Origin of the sequence: Pseudomonas sp. v388 (assembly GCF_003935425.1) — a bacterium.
Classification (GTDB): Bacteria; Pseudomonadota; Gammaproteobacteria; order Pseudomonadales; family Pseudomonadaceae; genus Aquipseudomonas.
The window spans coordinates 253,717-266,810 of the sequence record NZ_RHQN01000001.1 but is presented as its reverse complement, the minus strand read 5'-3'; the positions used below and the strand labels follow the sequence as shown (position 1 = coordinate 266,810).

The window sequence follows — 13,094 nt, the reverse complement described above, 5'->3', positions numbered from 1 at the left end:
CCAGCCGCTACCGGTGCTGCCGCTCCGTAGCGGCCCGCACCGCCAGTACATAGCGAACAGGCACCACCGCAGCGGCGGCAGGAAAGGCCGCGGCGATGATATAAGCTTCAAGGCTGTTGCAGGCACCCAGCGCGGTCAGCAGGTAAATGCCACAGGCAAATATCGCCACAGGAATCATCCCGAGCAGCGCGGAAACCGCCCCCTTGCCACGTTCGCTGGAAAATAGCGTAAGCCGGTACAGCGTAGCGTTGCAGATGCCCACGCCGAAGGCGTACAGGGCAAGACCAGCGGCCAGCGCGATAATGTGGCCGGTGATCAGCGTCATGATCAGCGCCAGGCCCAACCCGCCGATCACCCACCTTATTCCCATGGACAACAGGCACTCAATGCTCATGGTCTGCGCCGCTTTGTTTAGCACCACACTGCCCAGGATCATCCCGCCGAAGACCGGCAGTTGCCAAAGTGCGTATTGGCCAGTGCTCAAGTCAAGCTGGTGGATCAGCAACACCGGGGACAATGCTATCCAGGCCAACAGCGGGAGCCCGATCAGACCCAGCGCGATGCTCCCCGCCATGAACGCGCGGTTGTTCAACAGCCCGCCGTAAATGCGCAGCAGCTCAGCCATGCGCAACGCGTGCGGTTGCAGTCGGGTGCCATCCCGGCGCAGCACGCCGATGGTTTCAGGCATCCATCGATAGAGGCCGAGCCAGACCAGCGCGCCCGACGCCGCGATCACGATGAACAGCGTCCGCCAGGAAATGACGGACAGCAACGCGGTGCCCAGTAATGGACCGAGCAGCGGAGAAAGCAATCCGATGGTCGAGAAAATGGCAAAGAGCCGCACCGAACCGGTTTCGCTGAAGCTCTCTTGCAGCGCCGGGTAACCCACCGCAATCACGAAACCCATCCCTATCCCCTGAACAAAGCGCAAGGCAATGAACTGGTCGATATTCACCACCGAGGCGCTGAGCAGGCTGGCGATAATGAACACCGCGCAGCCAATCAACATCAGGGGACGCCGACCGAAACGGTCTGACAACGGGCCGATGAGCCACTGAAATGCAACACCGCCCATGAGGTAGGCATTCAGCGACCAGGGTACGTAATGCACCTGGGCCTCAAGGTTCGCGATAACGGTCAACATGCCGGGCATCACCATATCGCTGCCGGCATAAACCAACAGTTCGAACAGCGAAAGCATCAGGCAGAACAGCAAGGCGTGGCGCGCGGAAATGAACAGCAATGAACGGGGCATCAGTGAGTCCTTGTGCGATGCAGGTCAGATGCACGGACCTGACAACAGGCGCTCGTCCTTGAGCGCGGCAAACCTTACCGCTCAGACAAGGCACGACTCCACTGCCGGTTTGTCACCGCATCTTTCCGCTCGCAAGCTCGCACGCACGCAAAACACTCCCTGCCCCCACAAGAGACCCAAAGATTTTTCGTAGCCGGTCAGGTGAAGAACCCGATGCAAGCAAAGCGGTCTGCCTAGCGCGCCAGTGCGTTTCGGATCACTTCCCGCAGGCCGCGTTCGGTAAAGGGCTTCTGGATCACGGTGCAGTCATTGAGGCCCAAAACGTCGGTGTCGGCATAGCCGGTCACGAAGATCACCGGCAGTGCCGGGTTGGCGTCATTCAGCAAGGAGGCCAGTTCGCCGCCGGTCATGCCCGGCATGGCGTAATCGGTGAGCACCAGATCCACGTCCGGCGTCAGGACGTCCAGCGCCTCCACGCCACTGGCGGCCTGGATCACAGTGAGCCCGAAGGATTCCAGAAGCGTCGCGGTCAGGCCGCGTACCGCATCGTCATCATCCACCAACAGGATTTTCGATCCGTCCACGTCCCGCGGCTCGTGAGCCTGGGGCGGCTCTTCGATCGCCGCGTTCTCGTCACTGCTGACCCTGGGCAAATAGACGCTGACAGTGGTGCCGACGCCCAGCGCCGTCTCGATCCTGACGCCGCCGCCGGATTGCTTGGCGAAACCGAACACCTGCGCCAGGCCCAGCCCCGAGCCGTGGCCCACCTGTTTGGTCGTGAAGAACGGTTCGAAGACCTTTTGCAGGATCTCGTCGCTCATGCCGCTGCCGGAGTCGGCCATGGAAAACACCACATAGCTTCCGGGGTCCGGGTCTTCGGGGCGGGTCGGAGCCGTGGTGACCACTTCGTTGCTGGTTTGCAGCTTCAACGAACCGTTGCCCTGGGCCATGGCGTCCCGCGCGTTGATGGCCAGGTTGAGGATGATCATTTCCGTCTGGGTCGGGTCCGCCGAAGCGGTCCACAGATCCTGCGCCAGCGAGGTCTCGACCCATATCGTGGCGCCGAGTGCCTTGAACAGCAGGCCCTGCATGCCAAGAATCGTCGCGTTCAAGTCCACCGGGCGCGGTTGCAGGCGCTGGCGCCTGGAGAACGAAAGCAACTGGGCCGTCAGCCGGGCGCCCCGCTCGCCCGCTTCCTTGATGTTGTTCAGCCTGGCCGGCAGCTTGTCGAAGTTGCCACGATCCGTGTCCCGGGCCGCGAGGGTCGAGCTGGTCAGGATGACGGTCAGCAGGTTGTTGAAGTCATGGGCGACGCCCGCCGTCAGCTGGCCGACCACTTCCAGGCGCTGCATCTGCTGCAAGGTTGCCTCGACACGCTCGCGCTCGTCCATCTGCTCGCGCAGCCTGCGGTTGGTGGAAGCCAGTTCCTCGACCACGGCCCGTTCTTCGGTGATGTCTCGCACGGCGGCATACATCAGGCCGTTTTCCGGAACGATGGTCCAGGACAACCAACGGTACTCGCCGCTGGCGTGGCGCATGCGGTTGACGAATCGGGTCGAGACATTGCCCTCGGCAATGCTGCGGGTTTCCTTGATCGTGGCCTCCAGATCGGCCGGATGGATCAGCTCCCACAAGCGCAGCCCGCTGATTTTTTCCCGCGACCAGCCCAGCGCGGCTTCCCACGCGGGGTTGAAGTTGATGGGCGTCATGTCGAAACGCAGCACACCCAGCAATTCCCGGGACAGTTCCCAGGTCCGGTCCCGTTCGCGGGTGCGTTGCTCGACACGTTCGCCCAGGGTTTCGGTCAGTTCGACCAGTTCCTGGGTCGCGACCTTGCGCTCGCTGATGTCCTGCAGAACGCCGCTGAACCTCACGCACCGGCCATCCTTGAACAGCGAGCGACCATTGGAATTGAGCCAGCGGACCCGGTTGCCCGGCAGGATCACCCGGTACTCGGCATTGAACCCTGACTCCTCGGCCATCGCCTGGTCGATCTTGCGCTGCAACAATTCCCGGTCATCCGGATGGCAACGCTCCACCACATCGCCCATGGACACGAACCCCGTGGGCGGCAGCTGGTACAGCTCCCGACAGCGCTCGTCCCAGAAGACTTCGCCGGTCCGCAGGTTGAATTCCCACACGCCCATTTCCGCAGCTTCGATGGCCAGCCGTGCGCGAACCTCGACTTCTTCCAGGGCGGTTTCCGCGGCACGGCGTTTTTCGCGCTCGCGAACTTCAAGCACCGCCCGCATGACCGCCTTGGGCAGCACCTTGAGGTTTTGCTTGAGCACATAGTCCACGGCGCCCAGGCGCATGGTTTCGACGGCCTGTTGCTCGCCGAACATGCCGGACAGGAAGATGAACGGGGTCTGAGGCGCGACCTGTTTCGCCACCTCCAGCACCTGCACCCCCGACGAGGACGGCAGCAGCACGTCACACACGATCGCATCGAAGCTCTGCGCCAGCAACGCACTGCGCGCATTATCGTGGTCGTAGACCACGACCGGATCGATCAGCAGCCCGCTGGACTCCAGCGTCAGCAGCGTCAGCTCGACGTCGTGGGCGCTGTCCTCGACCAGCAGCAGCTTGACGGTGGCAAGCGGCGTATCGATAGCCGGTTCGGTTGCAGACATGGGCAGGCTCAAACCTTGGGTCGGCGCGGCACGCGCATCGATCCGGACGGCGGCTCGTTGAGCAAGGCCCAGAACACTCCCAGGTCGGAGATCGCACTGACGAACTCCTTGAATTGCACGGGCTTGACCACGTAGGCATTGACGCCCAACTGATAGGCCCGATCCAGATCCGGTTCTTCACGGGACGAGGTCAGCATGACCACGGGAATACTGCGCAGCTGCTCGGTCTCGCGGATCTTCTCCAGTACCTGCAGGCCGTCGACCTTGGGCAGTTTGAGGTCGAGCAGCAGCACGGCCGGATTGCCTTCATCGCGGTCCGAGAACTGATTCCTGCGCAACAGATAATCCAGCGCTTCGGAGCCATCGCGGACCACTACGATATCGTTTGCCAGGTTGCTGCGCTCCAGCGCGATCAGCGCCAGTTCCAGGTCATTGGGGTTGTCTTCTACCAAGAGTATTGGCTTTAGCATGGGAATCTCGTATCAATGGTTCGGCCGAAGCGCTCGCTTGGGCAGTGAAAGGTAAAATGTAGCGCCGCTACCCACGACGCCCTCGGCCCAGACCGTGCCGCCGTGGCGCTCGATGATCCGCCGCACGTTGGCAAGGCCGATCCCGGTGCCTTCGAATTCGTCCATGCGGTGCAGCCGCTGGAATACGCCGAACAGCTTGTCGACATACTGCATGTCGAAACCCACGCCGTTATCCCGAACGCTGATGACGGTATCGGCCTCACGCTCCTGGACGCCGACCTCGATGGTCGCCACAGGCTGCTTACGGGTGTACTTGATGGCATTGGCAATCAGGTTGCGCATGGCCAGGTGCAGAAAAGCCGGGTCTGCTACGACAACCGGCAGCGAGTGAAAGGTCCATTCGATCTGGCGTCCTTCGTAATCCGGGCGCATTTCCAGCTGGATGGAGGCCACCATGGCGGACAGGTTCACATCCGAAAAGCGCATCGCGCTGCGGCCCATCTGCGAGAAACTCAGCAGGTTGTCAACCAGGGTGCCGGCAAACTTTGCCGAATCTTCGATGGTGCCGAGGAAGCGCAAACCCCGTTCGGACAGGTTCGAACCCTCCATTTCACCCAGCAGCTCGGCGTAACCGGCGATATGACGCAACGGCGCGCGCAGGTCATGGGAGACGCTGTAGGAAAACGCTTCCAGTTCCTTGTTCGAGCGCTCCAGGTCTTCAGACAGCTGGGCCAGTTCTTCGGCCTTGCGCAGCACGATGCCCAGAATCGCCAGGCGCAACTCCTGGACGCCATCGATCTCGCTGACGCTCCACGGCGTGGAAAAGCCTTCGACCACCTGCTGCCACTGCTCGAAACTCTGCCTGGGGCTCAGCGAGCCGCTTTGGCCGATGCTCTTGTCGGGGCGGCCCGCCCAGTTGACGATCTGCGATTGCGCCGGCTTGAACCACACCAGGTAATGAGGATGGATCTCGGAAATAGAGACCGCCAGCACGCCACTGGCGACCCCGCTCAAGGCGGCCAGTGGCGGGATATCGCGGCTGATGTTGTCGCTGTGAAACAGGTCCTCGTGGCGCTGGGTCAGCCAGGCGGCCAGCGCCATCACCTGAGGTTTGGGCGGCGTATTGCCGTGCAGCTCGCAACCGGAACCGGACACCACTGCCGCCCCCGCCGCGCCCACGAAATGGACGAAGACATCGGGCATGGCGCGTACGCCCAGCAGCACGCTGTCGTGATCGGCGATGGCCCCCAGCAGTTGCACGATGCGTTGCCGGATTTCCAGCATCCGCTCGTTGCGCAGGTGCGTTTCGCGGCTTTCGACCTGAAGCGACAACACGCGCCCCAGCAGTTCACAGGCCGAACGGATGTGGAAACGCACCGAGCGTGGCGCGTTATGGTGGCAGGAAATCAACCCCCACAAGGCGCCGTTGACCACGATGGACACCGACATGGACGCCAGCGTCTGCATGTTGCGCATGTACTGCAGGTGCACCGGCGACACGCTGCGCAACGCCGAGAAACTGAGATCCAGCGGTTGCCCGGTCAGCGGGTTGCTGGACGGCACCAGGCGCGCCGGCTCGTAAGTGGCATCTTCGATGACCCGGATACGGTTCAGGCAGTACAGCTCCCGTGCCTGGGCGGGAATGTCCGAGGCGGGAAAACACAGGCCCTTGTAGCTGGGATAGCCCTCATCGACCAGCTCGGCATTGACCAGCCCGTTGCCCTCATTGTCGAAGCGATAAGACTTGACCCTGCCGAACCCGGTCAGCCGCTTGAGCACACGCACCGCACGTTCGCACAACTGGTCGACCGATTCCGCTTCGGAAGCGCCGCTGATGAACGAGCGCAGCACCGGATACAGGCTGGTGCCTGAAATCGAGACGGCATCGGGGCGCTGGAACTCGGCGATGAGCATCCGGTCATGCCGGTGCAGCATCATCGGAATCGATTCTGCTGCCCGCTCGCCGATCAGGAAAGTGATATCCCCTACGTGATAGGGGTGGGTCTGGTCCTCATCCAGGCCGTCGAACTGCTCGATGACGTCCGCAGCCCTGGCCACCACCGCATCCAGGGGCGCGCCCAACAGCGCGTCACTGTCGACACCAAGCCACTGCGGCAGATTCTCGCTGATCTGCCGGATCACCAGCCCCGGCTCTTCCACCACCAGCATGAAGCCCTGCGGCTGAATGCTGCCGGGCGTGCGAATCGGCTCACGCGCGCAGTTGTCCAGCGCGGCTTGGAAGGCGTCGGGCGTTGCGGGGGTAGTCAAGGTATCCCTCCAGAAAAGTGTGGGCGAAAGTCGGAGGTCGGCGAACGCTATCAAGGTCGCGATAAAAAATCCGCACACACAGTATCAAATTTGCTTGCCGGACTTGGGAAAACTTTCACAAGACTTGTACAGCGCGTCGTAGCGAAACTGTACAGCTGAGATAAGAAACAGGCAGATAAGTTTCCCGCCGCATCTTTGAAGTGTCTGGATACAACCGCAACGGTCGTGCCAGGAAGTCGATGGAATTGTTGAACCCGGCCCGCGGACTAAAGGTTATCCGTTCGGCCTGCTCCCAAAGCCTGGCCGTGAGTAGGCGACAAGGAGTATCTGCGTGCCGAGCAAGCATGAATCGCAATCGACCGTTACCACCTGCATGCAGTGCGCATTCCTCGGTGTGCTCGTGGTACTGGGCTGGAATCCGGCTGACCGCAGTACCTGGCTGATGGAAAACAGCCTGGTGGCCGTTGGCGCCTGCGCAGTCTGGATCACTCGGCATCGGTTCTACTGGTCACCGCGTTCATGGGCACTGGCGCTGCTGTTTCTCTGCCTGCACCAGATCGGCACGCACTACACCTACCCCAAGGTGCCTTACAACGCGGCCTTCGCCGACCTAACCGGCCTCGACATCGACCGGCTGTGCGGCTGGACCCGCAATCAGTACGACCGTTTCGTGCACCTGTGCTACGGACTGCTCACCGCCCTGCCCATCCGCGAAATCGTCACCACCCAATGCCGTTTGAAAGGCGCCTGGGCGTCCTTGATCGCGTGGTCGTTCGTCCTGTCCACGTCAATGCTGTACGAACTGATGGAATGGGTCGGCGGTCAGTACATCGGTGGCGGCAATTCATCCTTCGTCGGCGCTCAGAACGATTTCTGGGATGCGCAAAAAGACATGGCCGTCGCGGCGGCCGGCGGGCTGTTGGTGCTCGTCTTTCGCGGCCACGCGATCTGGAATCGTGCGTTGCTCGCCGCCCGCAACTGACACAGGTGGCAGGCAAGCGCCACTTCCTCTTACGCAAAAGGCCCGCAGAGAACACAATGGCCTCCTTGTCAGAGGAGACCGATATGACACTCGATCAGATCACCATGCCCGATGCCGTGCGCTCACAGGTGAGCAGCATCCTCATCGAAATTGCCGAGGCCGAGGGCGTGCTTGAGTTGTCACGCCTGGGCGGCATCAGCGAAGGGTTCTGCATGGGCCTGGGCTGCTGTGGCGCGATGGCCGCGGCCGACGTCGATGCACTGGAAATGCTCTTCACTCAGGCCATCGGCCGAAGGATGGCGGATCTGCGTCACGCCTGAGGGCTGGGCCTCAGCTGGACGACAGCTTCATCATCACCAGCCCGCTGACGATCAGCACCGCAGCGACAATCCGCAGCGCATTGACCGGTTCGCCCAGTACCGTGATGCCGACCACGAATGCCCCTACCGCTCCGATGCCCGTCCAGATGGTGTATGCCGTACCCAGCGGCAGGCTTTTCATCGCCACCGCCAGCAAGCCGAAACTGGCGAGCATTGCCACCAGCGTGATGATCGAGGGCGTCAGTTTGCTGAAACCTTCCGAGCTTTTCATGGTGAACGCCCAGACCACTTCCAATACGCCTGCCAGCAACAGATAAACCCAAGCCATGCTCGGTTCTCCCGGTCAAAGAACCGGGCCGTCCCGGAAAGTGATGCCCATGATGGGTGAGGTCGTCCTCAAAGCGGCACAACGGCATTGCACCGTAGGCCGTGCGCGGTGTTCTCCTGAAACCGCGAGAAGGAGGATAGAACGAAAACCGCCGATCACCAAACCGAACCTTTGGGCGCCCTGCGGCACCCAATGGCTGCGACCGGACTTACCGCAGATCGAAGCGGTCCAGGTTCATGACCTTGGTCCACACCGCGACGAAGTCCTTGACGAACTTCTCCTGAGCGTCATCACTGGCATATACCTCGGCAATCGCCCGCAATTGCGCGTGGGAGCCGAACACCAGGTCAACCCGGGTGCCGGTCCATTTCAGCGCCCCGCTGGCACGATCCCGGCCTTCGAACTCGGCCTTGGCATCGGAAACAGGTTTCCACTCCACCCCCATGTCCAGCAGGTTGACGAAGAAGTCGTTGGTCAACTGGCCGGGACGCTCGGTGAACACGCCATGCTGACTGCCGCCATAGTTGGCGCCGAGCACGCGCAAACCGGCCAGCAGCACGCTCATTTGCGGCGCGGTCAGGGTCAGGAGCTGCGCTCTGTCCACCAGCAGCGCTTCTGCGCTGGGTTTGAGCTGGCCGCGCAGGTAGTTCCTGAACCCGTCGGCCATCGGTTCCAGCACCGAAAACGCCTCCACATCGGTCTGTTCCTGCGAGGCATCGGTGCGGCCCGGACTGAAAGGCACCTTGACCGGTTGCCCGGCATCCTGGGCGGCCTTTTCCACACCGACGCAACCGGCCAGGACGATCAGATCGGCGAGGCTGATTTTCTTGCCGGTGCCTGAAGCGTTGAAATCGTTCTGGATGGCCTCGAGTTTACTCAGCACCACGCCCATTTCTTCCGGCTGGTTCACCTGCCAGAACTTTTGTGGCGCCAGGCGAACCCGCGCGCCGTTGGCCCCGCCACGCTTGTCGGAACCGCGGAAGGTCGAAGCCGCGGCCCAGGCCGTGCTGACCAGCTGCGACACCGAAAGCCCCGAGGCCAGGATGTGACCTCGCAGCGTCGCCACTTCGATATCGCCCACCAGCGGGTGATCGACCTCGGGCAACGGGTCTTGCCAGATAAGCTCCTCGTCCGGCATTTCCGGCCCCAGGTAACGGGACAACGGCCCCATATCGCGGTGGGTGAGTTTGAACCAGGCGCGGGAGAAGGCATCGGCCAGTTCCTCAGGGTTGTCCTTGAAGCGCCGGGCAATTTTCTCGTAGGTGGGATCGAAGCGCAGCGCCAGGTCCGAGGTGAGCATGCTCGGCTGGTGGCGCTTGGTGGGGTCATGGGCATCGGGTACGGTACCGGCGCCGCCGTTGTTGGTCGGCCGCCATTGATGCGCGCCGGCCGGGCTCTTGGACAGCTCCCACTCGAAATTGAACAGGTTTTGCAGGTAGTCATTGCTCCAGCGGGTGGGCGTGGACGTCCAGGTCACTTCCAGACCGCTGGTGATGGTGTCGGGGCCCTTGCCGGTGCCGTGGCTGTTGCGCCAGCCAAAGCCCTGCTCTTCCAGGCCCGCCGCTTCCGGCTCGGCGCCGACGGCGGTGGCCGGACCCGCCCCGTGAGTCTTGCCGAAGGCGTGGCCGCCGGCGATCAATGCCACGGTTTCTTCATCGTTCATGGCCATGCGGCCGAAGGTCTCGCGGATGTCCTTGGCCGACGCCACCGGATCGGGGTTGCCTTCAGGGCCTTCCGGATTCACGTAGATCAAGCCCATCTGGACTGCCGCCAGCGGGTTTTCCAGCTCACGGCCCGGCGCTTCGTTACGGCTTTCTTCGCTGCCGTGCAACTGCGGCTCTGCCACCAGAGGACCCTGGCCACTCTTACCGTAGCGCGAGTCGCCGCCCAGCCAGGTGGTTTCCGAACCCCAGTACACGTCTTCGTCCGGTTCCCACACATCCGGGCGACCGCCGGAAAATCCGAAGGTCTTGAAGCCCATGCTTTCCAGGGCCACGTTGCCGGTGAGGATAATCAGGTCGGCCCAGGAAATCTTGCTGCCGTACTTCTGCTTGACCGGCCAGATCAGGCGGCGCGCCTTGTCGAGGCTGACGTTGTCCGGCCAGCTGTTGAGCGGTGCGAACCGCTGTTGACCGGCGCCCGCGCCGCCGCGGCCGTCGAAAATCCGGTAGGTGCCGGCGCTGTGCCAGGCCATGCGAATGAACAATGGCCCGTAGTGACCGAAGTCAGCCGGCCACCAGTCCTGAGAATCGGTCATGAGTTCGCGCAGGTCTTGCTTGACGGCCTCGAAGTCCAGGCTCTTGTAGGCTTGGGCATAATCGAAATCCGGCCCCATGGGGTTGGACAACGACGAATGCTGATGCAGGATCCTGAGGTTCAGTTGCTTGGGCCACCAGTCGCGATTGGAAGTACCGCCCCCGGCTGCATGCTGGAACGGACATTTTGATTCGTCTGCCATGATAGGTCTCTCTTGTCATGTTCATCAGGACACGCCGGCCTGCGCCGGGCCGGTATGGAAAAGCACGAAAGTGACGGGCAGGATGCCAGGCCGGGATGACCTTGCGATGACGAATCGGTGTCTGACTCAGGGGTACGCCCAACGCACTCGCGCACTTGCTCGTGCAAGCGTAGCCAAAGATGCACCGGCGTCTAATAACGTGAGTATTGCGCGGCGATAGGCAACGGCTATGGTCGGCAATCCCGTTGCGCACGAAAACGCCGGGGCGACGCGGCAGTCTTGAGAACTGCGGCGTCGGCCCGGCGGTTATGTGGCTGACTAATCAGGGACGCTGGTACGCCCCGGATGGTCGGGCTTACTGATTACGCGTGACGCGCCATACCGTGTTGGCCAGGTCGTCGGCGATGATCAATGCCCCCTTCGGGTCGACCGTCACGCCCACCGGGCGCCCGCGGGTCTTGCCGTCGCTGCCGCGGAAACCGGTGGCGAAATCAATCGGCTCGCCCGCCGGCTTGCCATTGCTGAACGGCACGAAGATCACCTTGTAACCCACCGGATTGGGCCGGTTCCAGCTGCCGTGCTCGCCGACGAACACGCCGTTGGCGAACTTGTCGCCCATGGCCGGGATGGAGAAGTCCACGCCCAGCGCCGCAACGTGAGAGCCCAGGCTGTAATCGGGCTTGATCGCCGAGGCAACCTTGGCCGGATTCTGCGGTTGCGCGCGCGGGTCGACGTGCTGGCCCCAATAGCTGTAGGGCCAGCCGTAGAAACCGCCCTCCTTCACCGAGGTCAGGTAGTCCGGCACCAGATCCGGCCCCAGTTCGTCACGCTCGTTGACCACGGTCCACAGCTGCCCGGTTTCCGGCTGAATGGTCAGCGCTGTCGGGTTGCGCAGGCCGGTGGCGTAAGGCTTGTGCGCGCCGGTCTGGGCGTCGATCTGCCAGACCATGGCCCGATCGATCTCGACCTCCATGCCGCGCTCGGTCACGTTGCTGTTCGAGCCGATGCCGACATAGAGGAAGCGGCCGTCCGGGCTGATGGTCAGCGCCTTGGTCCAGTGGTGGTTGATGGCCGACGGCAGGTCGGTGAGCTTGGTCGGCTCGCCGCTGGCCTTGGTCTGGCCGTCCTGATAATCGAAGCGAACCAGAGCGTCCTGATTGGCCACGTACAGCTTGCCGTCAGCGAAAGCCAGGCCATACGGCGCGTTGAGGTTCTCGGCGAAGACGGTCTTCATCTCGTAGGTGCCGTCACCGTCCGCATCGCGCAGCAGGGTCAGGCGATTACCGCCCTTGACCTGAGTGTTGCCCTTGGCCTTGATGACGCTGGCAATCACATCCTTGGGTTTTAGCTTGGCAGCGCTGCCGCCACGGCCTTCCGCGACCAGAATGTCACCGTTGGGCAGCACCAGGGTCTGGCGTGGAATTCTCAGGTCGGACGCAATCGGGGTGATGCTGAAACCTTCCGGCACCGTGGGTTTCTGGTCGCCCCAGGCCACCGGCTCGGCAATCTTCATGCTCGGCAGAATCGTGCGCTGCTGTTCCGGCATTTTCGGATCAGGCCCCAGGGCCTGGGTACTTTCCCCGTCGGCACCACAAGCGCTCAACAACAGGGCCATGCTCAGGGCGGACAAAGCGATTTGAGGTCTCATTGCGCACCTCCCGAACGAAGGTTGGTCAAGCCGGTCCACGCCGCCACAGTGGCCAGCGCGGTGACGATCACCGACAGAATCAACCCTGACGGCATGGCGGCCCAGGCATCCTTGGCATGTTCGAAGGCATTGAACAGGCCCAGCACCCAGGTGACCAGCAACAGCAGGAAATACGCGACGGGGCGACCTGCCTTGCGATCCGCACGGATCAGGTTGACCAGGGCAAACAGCAACGCCAGGCCGCAAAAGAGCAACCCGCCGGCAATCAACCACGAGGCAAAGTTGCTCCACTGGATTTGAAAGGTTTGATAGTAGGCAATGTCACTCAGCAGACCGCCGAGAAACAATGGCACGGTCCCGGCCAGCAAGATGGCATGTAACGGACCTGGCGTGATTCGGTAATGGGGATGGTCGGTAACAGTCACGGCGACTCCTTAACATTCGACGGCTCTGGACTGATGTTCAGGGCAGATGCGCTGGTCCATCAGACTCGCGCTGCTTGCGCATAGGAAGGGAGCCTGTCGCCGTCTCGTTAGTTCCCCGCCAGAGGCGCGGTAAATGTTTTAAAAGATTAAGCACTCGACAGTGAATCCACAGACGCTCGCGAAGAACGGGCTGTGTCGCCTCGTGATCCCGTTGCAGGCCGCCAGCGGTAGCCTGGCCTGCCCGGCGCGTCTTCTCTTGAAAACGCTGGCACGAATCGGGCCTGAGACGCACTGTTTCATGAGACTT

General features: G+C 62.3%; 10 protein-coding genes. 2 read left to right on the top strand and 8 right to left on the bottom strand.

What is annotated here, in order from left to right:
* Nucleotides 1–7: 7 nt before the first annotated feature.
* The 4 genes from EGJ27_RS01180 to EGJ27_RS01165 form a co-directional block, all read right to left on the bottom strand.
* The gene (locus EGJ27_RS01180; RefSeq protein WP_125828887.1) at nt 8–1,255 is read right to left on the bottom strand and encodes an MFS transporter; all 1,248 of its coding nucleotides are present in this window, start codon (nt 1,253–1,255) and stop codon (nt 8–10) included.
* Nucleotides 1,256–1,488: 233 nt separating this feature from the next.
* On the bottom strand, nt 1,489–3,888 hold the full coding sequence (locus tag EGJ27_RS01175) for a hybrid sensor histidine kinase/response regulator (RefSeq protein ID WP_125828885.1): 2,400 nt from the start codon (nt 3,886–3,888) through the stop codon (nt 1,489–1,491).
* An 8-nt stretch (nt 3,889–3,896) separates the two neighbouring features.
* Nucleotides 3,897–4,358 carry a response regulator gene (locus EGJ27_RS01170; RefSeq protein WP_125828883.1) on the bottom strand — a complete coding sequence of 154 codons (462 nt, stop codon included), beginning with the start codon at nt 4,356–4,358 and terminating at the stop codon, nt 3,897–3,899.
* A 12-nt stretch (nt 4,359–4,370) separates the two neighbouring features.
* Nucleotides 4,371–6,626: an ATP-binding protein gene (locus tag EGJ27_RS01165; protein ID WP_256672608.1), complete on the bottom strand. Its 2,256-nt coding sequence runs from the start codon at nt 6,624–6,626 to the stop codon at nt 4,371–4,373.
* 331 nt (nt 6,627–6,957) lie between these two features.
* On the opposite strand from EGJ27_RS01165, the gene EGJ27_RS01160 reads away from it, so the two are divergent.
* Both EGJ27_RS01160 and EGJ27_RS01155 read left to right on the top strand, forming a co-directional pair.
* On the top strand, nt 6,958–7,608 hold the full coding sequence (locus EGJ27_RS01160) for a DUF2238 domain-containing protein (RefSeq protein WP_125828881.1): 651 nt from the start codon (nt 6,958–6,960) through the stop codon (nt 7,606–7,608).
* 83 nt (nt 7,609–7,691) lie between these two features.
* Nucleotides 7,692–7,928 carry a hypothetical protein gene (locus tag EGJ27_RS01155; protein WP_125828879.1) on the top strand — a complete coding sequence of 79 codons (237 nt, stop codon included), beginning with the start codon at nt 7,692–7,694 and terminating at the stop codon, nt 7,926–7,928.
* A 10-nt stretch (nt 7,929–7,938) separates the two neighbouring features.
* On the opposite strand, the gene sugE is transcribed toward EGJ27_RS01155, so the two are convergent.
* The 4 genes from sugE to EGJ27_RS01135 all read right to left on the bottom strand — a co-directional run bounded on the left by sugE (nt 7,939) and on the right by EGJ27_RS01135 (nt 12,787).
* Nucleotides 7,939–8,256: a quaternary ammonium compound efflux SMR transporter SugE gene (gene sugE, locus EGJ27_RS01150; RefSeq protein ID WP_125828877.1), complete on the bottom strand. Its 318-nt coding sequence runs from the start codon at nt 8,254–8,256 to the stop codon at nt 7,939–7,941.
* Between the two features lie 208 nt (nt 8,257–8,464).
* Entirely contained in the window at nt 8,465–10,714 is a 2,250-nt protein-coding gene (katG, locus tag EGJ27_RS01145; RefSeq protein WP_125828875.1) for a catalase/peroxidase HPI, read from the bottom strand.
* Between the two features lie 355 nt (nt 10,715–11,069).
* The gene (locus EGJ27_RS01140; protein WP_125828873.1) at nt 11,070–12,362 is read right to left on the bottom strand and encodes a sorbosone dehydrogenase family protein; all 1,293 of its coding nucleotides are present in this window, start codon (nt 12,360–12,362) and stop codon (nt 11,070–11,072) included.
* A complete protein-coding gene (locus EGJ27_RS01135; protein ID WP_125828871.1) occupies nt 12,359–12,787 on the bottom strand; it encodes a DUF2231 domain-containing protein in 429 nt (142 codons plus the stop codon). The genes EGJ27_RS01140 and EGJ27_RS01135 overlap by 4 nt, the downstream gene beginning before the upstream one ends.
* Nucleotides 12,788–13,094: the final 307 nt, after the last annotated feature.